The organism is Alteromonas genovensis (assembly GCF_010500895.1).
In the GTDB taxonomy this organism is placed as follows: Bacteria; Pseudomonadota; Gammaproteobacteria; order Enterobacterales; family Alteromonadaceae; genus Alteromonas; species Alteromonas genovensis.
In genome coordinates, this window is the sequence record NZ_JAAAWO010000007.1 from 179028 (window position 1) to 197578 (window position 18551).

The 18551-nt window shown below is 45.3% G+C and carries 12 protein-coding genes; 4 read left to right on the forward strand and 8 right to left on the reverse strand.

The window, feature by feature from the left end:
* Positions 1-70: 70 nt before the first annotated feature.
* From GTQ48_RS11320 to GTQ48_RS11335, 4 genes are all read right to left on the reverse strand, one after another.
* Complete coding sequence (locus tag GTQ48_RS11320; protein WP_163106800.1) at positions 71-4231, reverse strand: FimV/HubP family polar landmark protein; 4161 nt, start codon at positions 4229-4231, stop codon at positions 71-73.
* A 549-nt stretch (positions 4232-4780) separates the two neighbouring features.
* Positions 4781-5797: an aspartate-semialdehyde dehydrogenase gene (locus GTQ48_RS11325; RefSeq protein ID WP_032096736.1), complete on the reverse strand. Its 1017-nt coding sequence runs from the start codon at positions 5795-5797 to the stop codon at positions 4781-4783.
* A 151-nt stretch (positions 5798-5948) separates the two neighbouring features.
* Entirely contained in the window at positions 5949-7145 is a 1197-nt protein-coding gene (locus GTQ48_RS11330) for a 4-phosphoerythronate dehydrogenase (RefSeq protein ID WP_163106801.1), read from the reverse strand.
* A 159-nt stretch (positions 7146-7304) separates the two neighbouring features.
* On the reverse strand, positions 7305-8060 hold the full coding sequence (locus tag GTQ48_RS11335) for a class II aldolase/adducin family protein (RefSeq protein WP_163106802.1): 756 nt from the start codon (positions 8058-8060) through the stop codon (positions 7305-7307).
* Positions 8061-8154: 94 nt separating this feature from the next.
* On the opposite strand from GTQ48_RS11335, the gene GTQ48_RS11340 reads away from it, so the two are divergent.
* Positions 8155-8844 carry a Crp/Fnr family transcriptional regulator gene (locus GTQ48_RS11340; RefSeq protein ID WP_163106803.1) on the forward strand — a complete coding sequence of 230 codons (690 nt, stop codon included), beginning with the start codon at positions 8155-8157 and terminating at the stop codon, positions 8842-8844.
* A 148-nt stretch (positions 8845-8992) separates the two neighbouring features.
* Here GTQ48_RS11340 and fabB read toward each other — a convergent pair whose 3' ends face one another.
* Positions 8993-10207 (reverse strand): beta-ketoacyl-ACP synthase I, encoded by a 1215-nt coding sequence (gene fabB / locus GTQ48_RS11345; protein WP_032096740.1) that lies wholly within the window; start codon positions 10205-10207, stop codon positions 8993-8995.
* 438 nt (positions 10208-10645) lie between these two features.
* Between fabB and mnmC1 the strand changes: the two genes are divergently transcribed.
* Positions 10646-12814, forward strand: a complete 2169-nt coding sequence (mnmC1, locus tag GTQ48_RS17705; RefSeq protein WP_163106804.1) for an FAD-dependent 5-carboxymethylaminomethyl-2-thiouridine(34) oxidoreductase MnmC1 — start codon at positions 10646-10648, stop codon at positions 12812-12814.
* Positions 12815-12816: 2 nt separating this feature from the next.
* Here the strand turns inward: mnmC1 and GTQ48_RS11355 are convergent, their stop codons facing one another.
* The 3 genes from GTQ48_RS11355 to GTQ48_RS11365 are packed head-to-tail and all read right to left on the reverse strand — an operon-like array spanning position 12817 to position 14907.
* Entirely contained in the window at positions 12817-13551 is a 735-nt protein-coding gene (locus tag GTQ48_RS11355; protein WP_163106805.1) for a FlgO family outer membrane protein, read from the reverse strand.
* Positions 13551-14315 carry a FlgO family outer membrane protein gene (locus tag GTQ48_RS11360; RefSeq protein WP_163106806.1) on the reverse strand — a complete coding sequence of 255 codons (765 nt, stop codon included), beginning with the start codon at positions 14313-14315 and terminating at the stop codon, positions 13551-13553. The genes GTQ48_RS11355 and GTQ48_RS11360 overlap by 1 nt, the downstream gene beginning before the upstream one ends.
* Positions 14316-14319: 4 nt before the next feature.
* Positions 14320-14907 carry a FlgO family outer membrane protein gene (locus tag GTQ48_RS11365; RefSeq protein WP_338023316.1) on the reverse strand — a complete coding sequence of 196 codons (588 nt, stop codon included), beginning with the start codon at positions 14905-14907 and terminating at the stop codon, positions 14320-14322.
* Positions 14908-15462: 555 nt separating this feature from the next.
* On the opposite strand from GTQ48_RS11365, the gene GTQ48_RS11370 reads away from it, so the two are divergent.
* Together GTQ48_RS11370 and GTQ48_RS11375 are read left to right on the forward strand one after the other, a co-directional pair.
* Positions 15463-16431 (forward strand): Gfo/Idh/MocA family protein, encoded by a 969-nt coding sequence (locus tag GTQ48_RS11370; RefSeq protein ID WP_163106808.1) that lies wholly within the window; start codon positions 15463-15465, stop codon positions 16429-16431.
* Between the two features lie 1073 nt (positions 16432-17504).
* Positions 17505-17855, forward strand: coding sequence for a DUF805 domain-containing protein (locus GTQ48_RS11375; RefSeq protein WP_163106809.1), 351 nt, complete (start codon positions 17505-17507; stop codon positions 17853-17855).
* The last annotated feature ends 696 nt before the right edge of the window (positions 17856-18551 follow it).

The following is an 18551-nucleotide window of genomic DNA, read 5'->3' on the forward strand; positions in this document are numbered from 1 at the left end:
GCACTTAACATGCAATATTTGGCAGATAAGATGGCAATTAACATGCAAACTTAACATGCAAATAGTCGGGTTAGTCGATGGACTTCAAGATAGTATCAGCTTCTTGTTTTTGCTCTTCACTTCCCTCACGCATAACTTCTTCGAGAAGCTCCTTTGCAGCATCAACATCTTCCATTTCGAGATACGCACGCGCTAAATCTAGGTTCGCATTTTGGCCCGCGTCTTTATCAATATCGATAACGGAGTCTGTATCGTTAACGCCTGTAAAGTCGGACAAACTCACGTCTAAATCAAGAGGCTGACTATCTGGATCGTTAAACGTTGTATCATCGCCGTCATCCATTAGCGCTTCTACATCTAAAAAATCTTCAGCGCCGTTGCTATCGCCACCCATCTCAACGGACGGCACATCGTTAAGTAAGGCTTCTAAATCAAGGTCTGGATTATCTAACTTTAACTCTTCTTTACTTTCCTGCTCTAGCTCCTCTTTCGAAAAAGCGTCTTGCGAAGAAGCTTCTTGCGCCTCTTCCGAGCTCACATTTCCGTCCACATCATCGACGTCAATATCAGGCAATGATAGATCATCCAGCTCGCTGTCATCATCGTCTAGTTCAAATGCATCGTCTAGCTCAAATGCATCATCCTCGTGATCTGAAGCGTCATCATCTAGCTCAAAGGTATCGTCATCTTCTGCCGGCTCTGCCTCTGAATCTGGCTGGCTCTGTGATTCTTGTGTTGCATCACCAGATTGTTCACTGTCTTGCAGAGTGTTTGAATCTGCTGGTGTATCTGCCTCTAAGCTTTCAAGTAACTCGTCAAACTCGGCACTATCTAACTCATCGAAAATCTCTTCATCTTCAATATCGTCATCACTTTCACCAGACAGCCAATCATCAAGACCAGGTACATCGCCCAGCTCGTTAATATCGTCATCACTTTTTTCTGAATCAGCCGAGTCGCTTACTTGCTCTTGTTGTTCAGGTTCTTGCTGAAGTTCAGACTCTCTATTTTTGTTTGGTTCTTCGCCGTCAATTTCTTGCTCTAGAGAAAAAGCGTCTACGTCGTCGAATGCATCATCGAGAATACTATCGTCATAGTCATTTTCGTCTTGCTCTTCTGAAGACTCGGATTCGGATGCCTCACGTTCAACAGATTCACGCTCGGTTGAATCAGGCTCTGCGTCTCCAAATGATGGAATATCATCCATCATGTCTTTTTCAAAGTCGTTTAACGCATCATCTAATGGGTCTGCTGAAGGCTCTTGCTTAGCTGAGGGTTCCTCTTCTGCTGAAAGCTTTTCTTCCGCTGAAGGCTCTTCATCATCTTCCGGAGGTAATTCTTCACTGATTTCTTCGGGCGAGTCAGGTTCTTCAACCTCTTCGGTGGATGGAGCTTCCTCCGCTGAGGGTTTCTCCTCTGCTGAAGGCTCCTCGCCCGCCGAAGGCTCTTCTTCCGCTGAAGGCTCTTCTTCCGCTGAAGGCTCTTCTTCCGCTGAAGGCTCTTCTTCCGCTGAAGGCTCTTCATTTGCTTCCGAAGTTAGTTCCTCACTTACTTCCTCGGCTGCGTCAGGTTCTGCGGTATCCTCGGCAGATGGCTCCTCTTCTGCTGAAGGCTCCTCTTCTGCTGAAGGCTCCTCTTCAGCTGAAGGTTCCTCTTCTGCTGAAGGCTCCTCTTCTGCTGAAGGCTCCTCTTCTGCTGAAGGTTCCTCTTCTGCTGAAGGCTCCTCTTCTGCTGAAGGCTCCTCTTCTGCTGAAGGCTCCTCTTCTGCTGAAGGCTCCTCTTCTGCTGAAGGTTCCTCTTCTGCTGAAGGTTCCTCTTCTGCTGACGGCTCTTCTTCCGCTGGAGGCTCTTCCGCATCATCGAAGTCAGTGGTTTCTGATTCCAATTCTGCAAGCAATTCATCAGTTAAAGGATCGCTGACTTCTTGTTCAAATGCTGCGTCTTCATCGTCTGGGTTGGCAGGGTCTTGTTCGCCATCAACGTCCTCATCACTTTCATCGCTTTCTACAATGTCTTCTGCATCTTCTGCTTCTGGCTCAAGTTCTGCCTCTAGTTCAGCTAATAAGTCGTCGGAAAGGGAGTCATTAAAGTCGTCTTCTTGCTGGGCGGCGTCTTCAGGTTGCTCGTCCGCTGGTTCTTCATTTGCGGGAGCATCGTCTGTAGACTCATCCTCATCAGGCATTTCGCTTTGCAGCTCGGCAATTAGCTCATCTGACAAGGGATCTGAGAAATCGTCAGCGTTTTCTATATCGTCGCTTTCAATTTCATCATCTAACATTTCATCGAGGCCGTCAGTGATGGAATCGAAGTTTTGTATTGATTGAGGCGAAGGTGCTGCCGAAGTGATCTCTTCTTCTAATTCATCTTCGTCAACGTCTTCATCGTCATCAAGCCCGCCCATCATTTCAATTTGCTCAATTTCATTGAGTAAATCGTCGGTAATCTTGTTTATTTCTTTGTCTTGTTGATGTATCTCGTCGTCGAGTTTCTCGAGCATTTCTTCATCAATAAGATCATCTTTGCTATCTAACTCATCAGTCAGTGCGGTATCCGGCGCGTTTTCTTCTAGCAGATCGTCAATGCTGATTTCGGGCTTTTCGTCTTCATCGTCAACAGTAGGTAGTGACGCCGTTTCTGTGGCACTATCTAATAAATCGTCAATATCGTCTTGCGATGCATCACCCCCACTGTTTTCAAGCAGCGCATCTATGTCATCTACATCCACATCTTCGTTCGCGGATGAGTCGTCTTCGCCGAACTGGTCTAATATATCGTCAGGGTCTACTTCTTCTGATGAGTCCTCTTCTGATGAGGCTTGGCTTTGTACATCATTTAACAAATCGTCAATATCAAAATCATCGTCTGAAGCGGATGTGTCTTCTTCAATTTCAGCATTGCCTTTATCATCAGAGCTATCTTTATCTTCAGAGTCGTCCTCACTGTCGCTGCTTTCATCAAACAGATCGTCGTCTTCAGATAAATCGATGCCGTCTAAATCACCTGCTTCGTTTTCATTGAGCACTTTGTCAGACAAGTCATCATCGTCGAATAAACTGTCTAACTCGCTCTGGTCCAGCTCATCATCACCCGCTTCGAATAAGTCGTCTGCATCATCATCTGGTACCAACAAATCGTCTTCTAGGTCGGCAAAGTTTTCAAGCTCGTCGTCTAAGCTTTCTTCGAGGTCTGATGTTAAAACGTCATCGAGCAAGTCGTCGTCGTTAAACAAATCGTCGTCAGTGAGTTCGTTATTATCATCTAAATCAGGCGCTAGCGCGCTTGATAGGTCGCCTAAATCGCTGTCTGGAACCGGTACATCATCATCGTCGCTCAATGCACCAGATGGCGCTGCTGGCGCCTCTTCAGGCTTGCTGTTGCGCTTGAGCAACCATGTAATAAGGCCTCCAACCAATAGCAAAGACAGCACTGCAGTGCCTATTATCAAGCTAACTGGGCTCATTAATTTGTTTAAAATAGAGTCTTGTTTTTCTGCGGCTCTTTCTGCCTGCTCTGCTCTTATCATATCAAGCAGTTCTTGCTGCAGTGCCACCTGCATATCAAGCTGTTCTTTTACGTCGCCCTCTACTTGCCCTCTCAGCGATTCAAGCTCACCATTTACCGCTTCAACGCGCTCATATAGCTTTCTGTTTTCGTTCAATATTTCTTGAACATTATCGAGTGACGCTGCGAACTGCATACGCAATTCGTCAAACTGTCGAGTTTGCTCTGCATCTAAGCGAGTAATTTTTTTCTCGATGTCGGTTTGCGTTTGTGAAAGGTCGTTTTGATTAACAAGCGGTGAAGACGGCTTGATATTTTTGACACTGCTGCCTGGCTTATTGAGAGCTTCAGCAAATTCACGCTCATCTTGCTCGGCACGCAATTGCGCTTGCTCTTTGCTGATGCGGGCAATGTATCGCTCTGAAGGAAGTTTGAGCGTTGCGCCATTAACTAGCAGGTTGAGGTTACCGTTTTCAAATGCATCGGGGTTCAGCTGGTAAATAGCTGTCATAACCTGATACACGCTAAGATTATTATTCTGTCTGTAGCGCTCGGCTATGCGCCAAAGCGTATCGCTAGAGTCGATGGGGCCGTACTCAAGACCAGAGAATTGATCGCTAGCGTCTTTTGGTCCTTTCAATAAGGTCGCTGATTCTTGCGCATTTACTGAAGATATAGGGGCAAACAAACACAATGTAAGTAAAAGTAAGCCCGTCAAATGCAATTTCATAGCAGTCCTATATGCCCTCAAGCGTCTTTACCACCCTTTTAGGTTGATGGATTTTTGCGCCAGCTTATTCCAAATAAACGTGCTGGCTTTTATTTTTATTTTCAATTTCGTGTCGTCATTCATAGTGAATGGCGATGTACACATTGCCTTGACCATCCGCCTAATACAAAAAAGTTGAATGGCTTTGCTAAGTGTCTGACTGAATACCAATTTTCGCAAGTTTAAAAGCCCAATCTTTAGACTATAAACCAGTTAACCAGGGCAATCTAGTGAGCGGTGCCGTTTTAGCGCCATTTTCACTAAATGCGTGCTGAGTGCCCTTTTCTAACCTAATTGTTCGAAACCAATCGCTTGTCACATGCTGGTTTGAAACAATCTGTATCACGAGTAACACGTACTTATCATAGTGTCATATCGGCAAGTAGTGAAAAATGTTTATTATTTACTTACCGATACAACGACCTATCTAGGGCTTACCCATATTTAGCGCTTACGCGGCCACCCAGTACTGTGATGCTCCTGTGCTCCTACTGTAATAGCACTGTGCTGTTACATATAGTCGCGAATGAGCGTTTCTGCTATTTGAATACTGTTAGTTGCAGCACCTTTTCGAATGTTATCCGACACTACCCAAAGGTTTAGACCGCAAGGATGCGTAATATCATTTCTTACGCGGCCCACATGCACCATATCATTCCCGCTGGCACTGCTTACCTGAGTTGGAAACTGCTCTGCACTTTCATACAGGGTTACGCCTGGTGCATCCGCAAGCAACTGCTTAACTTGCTCTGCATCAATGGGGGAATGCGTCTCTAAGTGAATAGCTTCAGCGTGACCATAAAACACAGGCACGCGCACTGCTGTAGCGTTCACCAAAATGCTATTGTCGCCCATTATTTTCTGAGTTTCCCACACCATTTTCATTTCTTCTTTGGTGTAATCGTTATCTTGAAATGCATCAATTTGAGGAATTGCGTTAAACGCTATTTGACGACTAAAGGCATCGGGTTTTACTTCACGGGCATTCAGCAGACCAGCAGTTTGCTTTGCTAGCTCTTCCATAGCGTCTTTACCTGCGCCAGATACCGATTGATACGTACATACGTTAATGCGTGATATGCCCACTGCGTCTTGGATAGGCTTTAACGCCACCATCATTTGAATAGTGGAACAGTTAGGGTTAGCAATGATATTACGATTGCGAAAATCAGCGAGTGCGTGTGCATTTACCTCTGGAACCACTAATGGGATATCGGGGTCGTATCGAAACTCTGAAGTATTGTCGATAACAATACAGCCCTCTTCCGCCGCTAGCGGCGCAAATTTAGCAGAGATACTGCCACCTGCAGAGAAAAATCCAAATTGAACACGTGACCAATCGAACTCATCAGCATCTTCAACTTCAATATCTTCGCCTTTAAATGAAACCGTGCTGCCTGCAGAGCGTTTACTGGCTAAAGGGTATAAACGGTTAATGGGAAAGCCGCGCTCTTCCAATAACTCAATCATCGTTTGCCCAACTAAACCTGTTGCGCCAAGAACTGCAACGTCAAACGCTTGCGACATAATGTTTTCTTCTCCTAAGTGTTAGTAAACGCACTACGCGCTTAGCTATTGGGGTATTTAAAATATATTGATATAACGCCATCTTCACTCGCATTACTGCCAGTTAGGCACAGCAATCAGCAAGTGATTGGCACTAAATTTGGATTATAAACTACTGCGCTTGCTCACGCTGTACCGAAAAACCTAGGTTCTTAAGGGTTTTCGCAATTTCTTCACTGGTATTATGTGGCACCACTAATGTGTGTGCACTGCACTCTCTTCGTACCCGATAGTGCTTGCGCAATGCTGCAAACTGCGAAGCCACACTTTCACTAGGGGCATGGGTGTCAGCGTTTTCTATTTGTTTAACTGACTGCCTCATTGTTATATCGTCGACGGCGACATCGTAAATTCGGTGGAACACATCTATTAAATCAACTACGGATAATCGCGTTTGTGTCGGATGTTGCAAAGATACTTTGACGGGCGGAATTGATTCTAAAAAATCAGACAACGCTTTGGTCGCTTTTTGGCCGGTGCGGTGGCAAATTTGCTCATATATCATTTGTGTGCCGCGCACTTTTCCCTCAACCGAATGACCCGCTATATGAGGCGTGATAAACCAGCAGTGGTCGAAAAGACGGGTATCGATCGCCGGCTCGTTATCAAAAACATCGAGTACCACGGTAGGCGCGTTTGGTGACGTTAAACGAGCGTGCAAAGCGAGTTCGTCTATGACTTCGCCGCGACAGGCATTGATGAGTAACTGATGATCATTAAGTTGGTTTAGCAATGCACTATCAATTAATTTACCCGTTGGATGAGGCCCACCTTGAACAAACGGTACGTGCAGTGTAATCACATCACAACGTGCAATATCATCCATTTCTACAAACGCTCTTTTATCTCCTGCTTCTTGAAGCGGCGGATCGCACAGCACATAGCTAACACCTACAGCGTCAAGCAATACAGACAGCGCAGTACCCACGTTACCCGCGCCCACAATACCTACCGTTGCCGAGTATAAATCCAGCTTTTTACTTTTTTGGGCGTGCAGCAGAACGCTTAACACATACTCGGCCACCGCAACGGCGTTACATCCGGCGGCTGAACTGTGCGCTATATTGTTAGCGTTTAAACAGGCCTTATCAATGTGATTGGTTCCAGCGGTGGCGGTAGTGACAAACTGAAGTTTGTTTGCACCTTTAATCAGCTCAGGCGTTACCTTTGTGGTAGAGCGAAGGGCTAAAATATCGATATCAGCAAGGTCGCTTGCCACTAAATTTTGCCATGCGTAAGTGGTTACCTCACCTACGTTGTCGAGGTAACTCGCGCCAAATGGGATAGTGTCTTCAAGAAGTATTTTCATGACCACAAGTTTACCCCAAAATAAGGCGATAGTAACCCAATTAGACGGGTAAACTTGTGCGCACGCTTAGCACTGCGTGCGCCAGGCGTTTTTTTTAAACGAACATTTTTCTTCAAGCTTGCTTAAATCAGAAAAGCGTTGTTTTTTGTGCCTCTTTATTTAGGCATCAAAGCCTAGGAAACGCCTTTCTACCCTGCGCTTTATACCAGGCCATGCCAACGAACCACCAGCCTGCTTAGTGACTTGGGCTGCTTGGGCTTTAATCCCCTGCAGTATTGCAGAGTGGATAGGAATAAGCTTTTGGCCTGTAGCCTGGGCTTTTAACTGAATTTCGCATGCTCGCTGCATAATAAACATAAATAAAAATGCGTCTGCGATGGTACCTGCACAGGTAAGCAAACCATGATTACGCAAAATCATAAATTGGGTATCGCCCAAATCTCTCACCAAGCGTGCTTTTTCATCGGGGTTTAAGGCAACGCCTTCATAGGAATGATAAGACAGCGACGCCAGCGGAAATAGCGATTGCTGCGAATAGGCCTGAAGCCCGTCTTCGAGTACTGATACTGCAACGCCCTCTGTAGTGTGAAGGTGCATCACGCACTTTGCATCATCGCGGGCTTCGTGCACTGCACTGTGAATGGTAAACCCTGCAGGATTAATGTCGTACTCACTGTCCATCACTTTATTGCCGTGAAGGTCTACTTTTACCAAGCTAGATGCCGTTACCTCATCGAACATCATTCCATATGGGTTAATAAGAAAATGATGTTTTGGCCCGGGCACCCGAGCAGATATGTGAGTAAAAATAAGGTCATCCCAGCCGTACATGGCCACAGCCCGATAACATGCGGCTAAATCTACACGGGTCTGCCACTCTTCTTCGCTCACCTGAGACTTTACAGAATCACTCATAACTCACCTCAAATCGTGTTGTAATTTTTTGCTACCTTACCCCTGAAAACAGGTATAGACTGTCGTTACAACGACATTGTAATAATTTTGTTAAATGGAACATTTTATACCTGTACTAATAAGCTCTTCTTGGTTTTCTTCACTACCTGAATATTTGCAAAATGAGCTACTAGGCAAAGTGCGACTTAAGCACTTTAAAGCCGGTCAACAGCTACACGCTAAAGGCGAGGACGGCGTTGGTTTTTACGGAATATGCGAAGGTCGACTACGTGTGACCACGATTGGCGTAGATGGTAGTGAGATGCTGCTTGCGCTTTTGGGCCCAGGAACCTGGTTTGGGGAAATTTCTATGTTCGACAACCTTCCCCGCACCCACGATAATTTTTGCGAAACCGACAGTACTATTGCCGTTATCCCTAAAAATGCGTTTAACGAACTGCTGAAAAAATTTCCAGAACTGTACCCTTATTTCGCCACGCTGCTTTGCGCTAGGGTAAGAAGTGCCTTTCAGTTTATCGATTCAAGCACTGGGCTTAGTTTAAAACATCAATTGGTAAAGCGACTGTTAATGTTAACCACCAGTTACGGGCAACACGTCCCTGAAAACAGCGCCATTACGTTAACACTATCACAAGAGTCATTGGCGCAAATGATAAACAGCTGTCGGCAAACCGTGAATCGGCTTTTAGGTGAGCTTCAACAAGAAGGCCTCGTTTTACTACATTACGGTAAGATAACTATCCCCAACCCCGACAAACTTTTTCACGACTACAGGTTTAGGTAGTCGCAAAATAAAGCGGTTATTTATGGTATAAAAAAATTGTGCAATAAAAAAATCCCCCAAGACCGATTAAGCTCGTTGGGGGATTTTTTGTTAAGGTGTCTGAACTACGACAGTACTTTTAATAAAAGCACTAACAGAAGTGACGGCATTAGCGGTTGTAGCGCTGCATAACTAAGGTAGCATTTGTGCCGCCAAAGCCGAAGCTGTTAGACATCACTGTGTTTAGCTGGGCGTCTCTTGCTTCAGTGACAATATCCAGGCCTTTGGCTGCGTCATCTAGCGTGTCGATATTAATTGACGGCGCGATGAAATTGTTTTGCATCATAAGCAAGCTGTAAATAGCTTCGTTGACGCCAGCAGCGCCTAGCGCATGGCCGGTAAGCGATTTCGTTGCACTGATGGGCACGCCCGATGAGCCAAACACTTCCTGAATAGCCGCTAACTCTTTTACATCACCAACAGGCGTTGATGTGCCGTGAGTGTTTAGGTAGTCAATTGGACCGTCTACATTTTGCATCGCCATTTTCATGCAGCGAATAGCGCCTTCACCAGAAGGAGCGACCATGTCGAAGCCGTCTGAGGTAGCGCCGTAACCGGTTACTTCGCCGTAAATTGTCGCGCCACGAGCGAGAGCGTGCTCAAGCTCTTCAACTACAACCATACCGCCGCCGCCAGAGCTAACGAAGCCATCTCGTGCTGCATCATAGGTACGAGAGGCTACCGATGGGTTGTCGTTGTACTTTGAGCTTAGTGCGCCCATAGCGTCGAACTGACTTGATAGCGACCAATGAAGCTCTTCACCGCCACCGGCAAACACCACATCTTGTTTACCAAGCTGAATAAGCTCTAGTGCGTTTCCAATACAGTGTGCACTTGTGGCACAGGCTGAGGCGATTGAATAGTTAACACCGCGAATTTTAAACGGTGTGGCTAAACATGCAGACACTGTAGACGCCATGCATCGTGGAACCATATATGGCCCTACTCGCTTAACCCCTTTTTCGCGAAGAATATCGGCAGATAGCACTTGGTTTTCAGAAGACGCACCGCCGGAGCCGGCAATAATACCTGTGCGATCATTTGAAATATCACTTTCTTCAAGGCCAGAATCTGCAATAGCCTGCTGCATGGCAACATACGCGTATGCAGCCGCATCACCCATAAAGCGCATGGCTTTGCGGTCGATGTGCTCTTTTAAGTCAATGTCAAGATTACCCCACACCTGACTGCGCAGGCCCATCTCGGCGAACTGCTCTGAAAATGTGATCCCAGACTTACCTGCTTTTAATGATGCAAGTACGTCCTCTTTATTTACGCCGATGCTCGATACAATACCGAGACCGGTGATAACTGCTCTTCTCATAGTTTACCCTTTGCGTTGATGCGGCATATGTTAACGATTTTACGAGATAAAGTGGTCTGCTTTGCACTTCAACACAAAACCCTTTTTATGAACACCTGTAACGGTTAAATCCAATCCCCGCACCTTGATTGTTAATGCGTTACTTCTATCGGTAACGCTGTCGCTGTGTAAACAGCTTGTCCTTAAGGTAGCATGAAACTTTGGCTTAGAATATCGCACTGCCTCAACGCTGTAAGAAAATGAAAAAGCTTTCATTAATGCTTTTATACAAGCTGCACATCACAATTTGTTCAGCAATGGCTAACGCGCTTTAGATAAATTAAAAACTTTTACGGTAAAGTTTTTTGAGGCCTTGTAGAATATAGCCTTGGCAAGTGACGCCATTATGACACGCGGAAACACAACAAATACATAGCTTAAAAAGAGGTTAGATAGGAAGTGAAGTCTAAACATGCGCAAGTACATTTTAATGAAAACGGCATACCCATTGCCGATCATTTTGATGACGTTTATTTTTCTAACGACAGTGGTATTAATGAAACCCAGCATGTTTTTATAAAAGGTAATGACCTTCATCAGCGCTGGACGTTATGGGATAAGCCACACTTTACTATTGCTGAAACCGGTTTTGGTACTGGTTTAAACTTCTTGGTAGCCATGCATGAATTTGAGCAGTTTAGGCAGGCAAACCCTCACCACCCTCTCAAGCGCTTATTTTTTATCACTACCGAAAAATACCCGCTACCAAAGGCCGATATTCAGCGTGCGTTATCAACGTTTACGTCGCTACAGGCCGAAACAGAGGCATTAATAGCGCTATATCCGATAGGGCTTGATGGGTGCCATCGGCTGCATTTTACTGCATTTGATACCACCCTAGACTTGTGGATAGGCGATGTGCATCAGTTGCTTGGGCAATGGCATTCACCTGAAGAAGGGCTTGTAGATGCATGGTTTTTAGATGGGTTTGCGCCAAGTAAAAATCCTGACATGTGGACCGATGCATTGTTTTCACAAATGGCTCGGCTGTCAAAAAATGACACCACATTTGGTACCTTCACGGCGGCGGGTATTGTAAAGCGTGGGTTGGCCAATGTTGGATTTGTGATAAACAAACGCGCAGGATTTGGTCGCAAACGAGATATGCTTACCGGTTATTTTCAACTTACATCGGCAAGTGAAAATGAGGACAATAATATAGAAACGCCAGTACGGTCCTCACCTGAGTCTGAGTTACAATCTTCACCCCAGTCTTTACCTAAAGCTACACAAAAGAAGCATTCTCAAAAATTGCGACTGCCAGAGGGGCCTTACTATCGATATAACAACGCGCCCCTTACAGAAGAACACCATGTGGTTGTGGTGGGGTCTGGACTTGCTGCCGCAACAATGTGTTTGGCGCTAACCAAGCGCGATATTCGCGTAACGCTTTGCTTTGACGGCGATAACCTAGCGCAAGGCGCTTCGGGTAATCCTCAGGGTGGCTTTTATCCTCAGCTTCATAGTGAAGCGAGTATCGCTAGTCGTTTGCAGGCTCACTGCTTCTTGTTTGCGAGAGATTATTACGACAGCGTTAACAAAAACATTCAATTGCAAACCAGCACCAAAACCATCACTAAAACAAGCAATAAAAAGCTCACAAAAGAAGAGAATAAATACGATTTTTGTGGTGTTATCCAGCTTCGATTTAATGACAAAGTGGGTGTACGACAAGAGAAATTGGTGAACGACGACGTATGGCCGTCAGAGCTTATTAGGCACGTAGACAGTGAAGAAGTACGCCGTATCGCTGGGGTTGATTTACCTTATGAAGGTTTGTTTATTCCCAAAGGCGGATGGTTGTCGCCCCCGCAACTTGTTAGCGATATTATCGATTTAGCCAAGACAACAGGAAAGCTAACGCTAAAACCCAACCATTGTTATGTGTCTCATAGTAGCGATGGAGACGTTGAATTTACGCATGGCGAGACTATAAAGGCAGATCATGTGGTGCTTGCATTAGGCGCAGGCGCCGTGGGCACAGATGCATTTGATAGTCTTCCTTTACGGCCTGTGCGAGGACAGGTTGAAGCCATTGCATCACAACAACCTATTGACGCATTAAAAACGGTGCTTTGCCACAAAGGGTATATGACTCCGGCCATGGAAGGACGCCATGCACTGGGCTCTACGTATGTGAAAAACGACTTGGCCGTTGAGCCTCGCGAAGAGGAAAGCGAGCAAAACATAGCTACTCATGAACAGGCCCTTGCGAATACGGACATGGTGAGCCAATTGAAGCATGATGGTACGGCGAGAGCGGCGACGCGACTTGGCTCGCCAGATCATCAACCGGTGGTTGGCGCACTGTATAATTTTAAAACGCTAAAGCAAGAATATGCCGATTTAGGCGTGGGAAAACCGTTTCAAAAGGTGAGTACGTTGCCGCTAAGCAATGTGTCTACATTAAGTTGTTTAGGCTCAAGAGGCCTCACTACTGCCCCACTTTTAGCCGAAGTATTGGCGAGCACATTATTAAGAGAGCCACTGCCTCTGAACAACGATTTGCTTAATGCGGTTAACACCTCACGCTTTATGGTGCGTGAGGCCGTGCGAGGCGAGTTTTAAATTTACTCGGTGATGGATGATGGCGCCTCAACACGCGCCATTTTATTGAGATCCATTACTATAAACGCTGGAATATACACATTCGCGCTGGCAACAATTTGCTTATTTTGCAGTGAAACAATTCTGGCATTCACTCTAACGCCTCTATCGTCTTCGATGATGGTGCCCGTTACTACATGGTCCATCTCAACGCTTTTGGCCAAACGCTTACCGCTTCGCGACATTACAAAGTCGCCCTGCGGCGTCACCGTTATGCCATCAGTCAATTTAAAATCGACGATGGCTAGGCCAAAATCTTGCAGTTCAGTGATCAAGTATTCAGATAATTGGTTGCCCAGCACTGTACTGTCGCTTAGGCCCGCATTTAAACGTACAAAACTCGCAATACCCACAGTGTGCTGCTGAGTAAGCCTTGTGGCGTTGCCCATTAGCTCCATCGCCAACTGCGACGCGTAATCGTTTAATGCTTTGTGGGTTTTAGCGGGAAAGAAACCAGAATGAATAGGGTCTTTATACCCTGGGGTCACCGCAACATGTTGCTGATACTCTCTGTCTCTAGAGTCTGGGGTGTAAACCAGACCAGAGCGACTTGGCACTAAAACAGGCTCTGCATCATGGGTAATTTCACCGTCTTCGCCTAACCAAAACGAACCGATTGATTCTGTGCTTGAGCACCCCGTTAGTGCTAAAACGCTCGATACAGCTGCAATAGAAAAAAACGCAGTTAGCTTCATCATTAGCCTCGGCTTAACTTCACACCATCACGCATGGAATTACTCTCACTACCATCGCTGGGAATAAGGGCATCGACCACATAAAATGGCACAAGCATTTGTGCGCTCGCCACTACCGCGCGAGACTCCATTCCTAAGATGCGAGCATTAACTAAAACACCGCCTTGATGCTTAGTCATGGTACCCGTTAACACGTACTCAATAGGCAGGCTACTGCTGAGCTCGAGATAATCGCGGCTTAATACAAAGTCGCCACCCTCGGTAATGCGAATATACTCAGTAGCTTTAAAATCGATAACCGGCACGCGAAACTTATGCAGCTCATGCACAAACGACTCAGCCATTTGGCGGCCTAGTAAATCCGTTTGCTGAAGGTCTGTGTCTAATAGCGCAAAGTGCGTAACGCCGATGGCTGTTTTGTTGTTTACGTATTCCATATTAGCAATGAGATCTTGCGTCATATTCTTTACATAATCGCCGATGTGCTTGGTTAACGGACGGCCTTTATACGCGCCCTGTACACTTGAATACAGTGGCGGCTGACCAATAGCGCCGTAGGCATCCATCCCCTGCTCTTGTGTCTCGTCATCAGCTTTGCGAGGCATTGCAGGCGCGCGATCTTCAGCCGTGATATCAATAACATTCATTGCTGGACGCACAGGTACCTGTTCTGCCACTTCTTCATCGCCCATCATCGTAGAACAGCCGCTAAGGCTTAAAAACGATGCGGATAGAATATAGGCTACCGAGCTATTAAATTTTTTCATGGGCTTACCTTACACCTTCAATTCTGTACAGCTTTCCATTGCGGGTTGTGACTTGCTCTTTTTGCCAAAAAATTTCCGCAGGAAAGAAGCGTGTAGCAGCAGCAACAACATCTTTATTTCGAGCATCGATAACGCGGGCATTTACCATGGCACCAGACTCTTGATACACCATAGTGCCGGTGATGTAAAAATCGACCCGCTCAATACCCGAGAGCTTTTCGATATCCCGCGTGAGGATCCTATCGCTTTCTTCACTAACAATTATATCGTTCGATAACTTAAATTCTTGAGTAGAAAAGCCTCTTTTTGTGGCCTCTGTCATCATTCCCTGTTCGAGCTGATGGCCAAGCAACATTAGAGGGTGCTGGTGTTCAGCGTTATATTTCATCGTATCGACCGGAACGAAACCAACAACCGCGTAGCGAGATTGACGGGGTGTGCGCACATCTGAAAACAGCTCGTTGGCCAGCATGTATGTGTAATATTCCACATTACCTAGTGCAGAAATGGAGGGGTCTGACTGAATTCTCTGTGCATTGTCGTTACTTGACGATGAGCACCCCGTTACGGCTGTGGCTAGTGCAGCACCCATTGCAACAACTAGCGCAGCGCTTTTGCATGCCTTGATGTTAAGCGGTTTAAACATAATACGTTTCCAAATAAAGCGCGGTTTCGAATAACGCCTGGTTTTAGTGATATCAACCTGCCCGTCAAAAAAGCGGCAAGGATGGACTAAATCAGTACGAAATACCCTACTATTAACCTTGTTTAGCAAGTTTTACACCAAGGTTTTTACGCTTTCAGTTGATATGAGCTGGTACAAATGACATGCAGCGAGTGGGATAAAGGGCGGCCATGCCAATGACTATTCTCCAAGCGACATCGAAGAGAACAGAAAAAGCGGAGAAAAAGGAACTGATTAGCGGAAGATATTTGCCGCCTAAAAGCCGCAGAGACAAAGTAAAGTTAGAAAGCCTCTTAGCAAAATTTCATCACAAAGCTTCTTAATAAAACATCGTCACACAGCACGTTGCGTTAGTATTGTATTGGCAATACCGAGCAAGCGTGTTGTTATGGTACCAACGCAAAGCGAATTCTATCGCTAGTGGAATTTCAACGCTTATACAGGCAATAAAGGATTTAACGAATGTCAAAAACAACGGTTAACTGGGGAATATTATCAACAGCGAGGATTGCCCATACATTTGCAAAAGACATTGCGTACTGTGAAAGCGCCAATTTAGTGGCAGTAGGCTCTCGGCACCTCGATAGCGCGCAAGAATTTGCAGCAGCGCACGGTATACCTCATGCGTACGGCAGTTACGAAGATTTACTTAACGACCCGACTATCGATGCCATATACATTGCCACTCCTCATACCCTTCATGCAGACAATGCGATAGCCGCACTTAAGGCGGGCAAACATGTGTTATGTGAAAAGCCTGCTACGACGTCTCCGGAAGAGTTGGAGCGTATTATAAGCGTTGCGAAAACAGAAGATCGGTTTTTCATGGAGGCCATGTGGACCTACTTCTTACCAGCTATTAATGAGGCGCTAGCGTGGGTTAACGCAGGCCGAATAGGCAAACTGCTTCACGTTAAAGCTAGCTTTGGATTTACCATGCCCTACTCTGCTACAAGTAGAGAGTACGCCCGTGAGTTAGGAGGTGGATGCTTGCTAGATATGGGGATATACCCTATTGCTTTAGATGCGCTTTTCAATACAGATGATGCACCCTCTGTGGTACTTAACAGCGATATAGCACCAAATGGCGCTGACAACGACGTACTTTGGATGTATCGATATAACGAAGTTGTGTCGGTGCTACACAGCAGTTTTAAAAGCAACTTAGGAAATGATGCGCTTCTTATTGGCACTGAAGGAACCATAAAGATACCAGACTTTTGGAAGGCAACAGAGTGCATACTCTATAAAGGATTAGAGGTAGAAGCGCACTTTTCGGATGAACGCAAAGGCAGCGGTTTTGAGTTTGAAGTAAGCCACGCGTGTGAGCACATTTTAAATAAAACCCACGAATCTGATGTAATGCCCTTCTCCGTATCACGCAGGTTTCAAGAGCGTTTGCGCGGTGTTAGCGAGAATATAAAGCGTTAGGCCTGAAACTTGAATAACAAATTTAGGCGTACTCAGGCAAAAGATTAATTGTATATAAACACAGTTAATGCAAATTTGACTCAAACGAAAAATAAAAAGGACATTTTCCGTTTTTCGCCCCTGAGCTTTTTATAAAAAAGCGTAGGATATTGAAGCAAAGGCAGTTACGTGCGAAAGTGGAATAATTATTTGAGTGATAGACGGAAATATTCCACCTTGCATAAAGGATTTTTTCCGTACATTAAATTGTTAGGCGTCATTTACTTACAGCACTAAAAAGTGGATTCAACAGTGACATTCCAGCATTAAGGTTGTTTCGCTAGGTTGTCTTTACGGCTTACTTTTCGGTAGTTTCAACGGCTTTAGCAACGCCCTTTTCGTCAACTCAGCAACGCCAGCATTCTGCATCTCCAGTTGTTTAAACTCGCTCTTTTATCCGCCAATGTCGTTAACATCTGGCTTTTCACACAGGGTTGTTTTATCTTAAATTCAATAATTTAAACGCGCGGCCTAATTGGCTAGTGGTGGCAGCAAAGCTGCGTACTCTAAGTTGTACGCCTAACAAAACGCTGTTGGCACTCCCTCCGGTCGCTGGGACGCTAACACGGGGCCGCTTCGCGATTATAGCCCCATGTTAGCGCCCCAAAGCTTAGTGTTATGTGGCAGTGTAAGTTGAGGCTATATGGATGTTAAAGAAAACCTAAAACCGTACACTCTCAATAAGTTCATCCTAGACACTCTCGGTATGTTGTTGGGATTTGCTCTTTGCTACTGGATGGGTTCGCTTTTCGAGAACTTCGAGCAATGGTTTGAAGGACGACGCTCTGATGGGTATGCCTTTTTACTTGGAGTAGCTATTATCGCTATATGCTTTTGGAGTATGGCTAAAGGTTTAATAGCATTGATAAGAGCAAGGTTTTCTGGACAGCATGACACATAACAAAAAAATCAAGCACGCCCGCTGCGCGGGCTGGGACGCAAACATGTGGGCTGCTCACTTCGTTCGAATTTTAGCCCACACGCCTGCGCCCCTTATTTAAAAGTTATACGCAATTGCAAGCAGAGAGGAATGAATGGAATCTTCAGTAAATCATAAAACAAAGAAAATGGACGTTTTACCTTTGCTATTTAGTTTCAAAGGAAGGATAGGAAGAATTCAGTTTACTAAATGGTGGCTACCCTTAACTTTAATAACGCTACCTTTTTACTATCTAGATGAACAACTGGCAGGAATAATTGCGATACTCTTATTATGGCCGCTGTTTGCCCTAACAACAAAACGATACCATGATTTTAATAGTTTCGGTTGGTTAGGTATCTTTCAGTTACTACCTATTATTGGGTGGCTCATAGTAATTGTGGGTTGCTGCTTTACGGTCGGTGACTTTAAAGTCAATAAGTATGGTGAATCACTGTATAAATAGAAAATTGCGTATAACAAACCACTAAAGGTACTCGCGCTGCTCGCTGGGACGCTAACACATGGGCTGCGTCACTTCGTTCCTAATTTTAGCCCATGTATTATCGCCCCTTAGTGGGGTGTTAGGTGACAAGTGGAGAATTTAAGAACAATTCTTTTTTTATGTGGCGCTTTCTCTTATTTGTATTTTTTGTATAAATACGTCAATGCACTCGACCTAGTTTGCAAAGAGTTAAAGTCGCAAGACAATTTAAAGGTTTTTGGTATAACGGTAGAGCCGACAAAGTTGATTTTACTTGCAACTCCCAAGCTGACTTTTGCGTTGATAAGTCGCTCGTATATGAAAGGTCGTCAAAGTGATTCGAGTTTTGTGTGCGCTCATAATTTGGCAAGAAAATACTTTTTAGCTATGGCTTTCTCTGCGCTTTCTTCGTTTTTCTTGGTAGTTTTGCTCAAGGATGTTTGAGATGTCACCTAACAACTCAATAAACTCGCTCACTACGTTCGCTGGGACGCATACACGCAGGGCGGCTTCGCCATTATGCCCCACGCGCCTGCGCCCGTTATTGAAAAGTTAGGCGTCATTCACTTACAGCATTAAAATGTGGGTTCAGACGTGACATTTCAGCATCAAGGTTGTTTCGCTAGGTTGTCTTTACGGCTTGCTTTTTCGGTAGTTTCATCGGCTTTAGCAACGCCC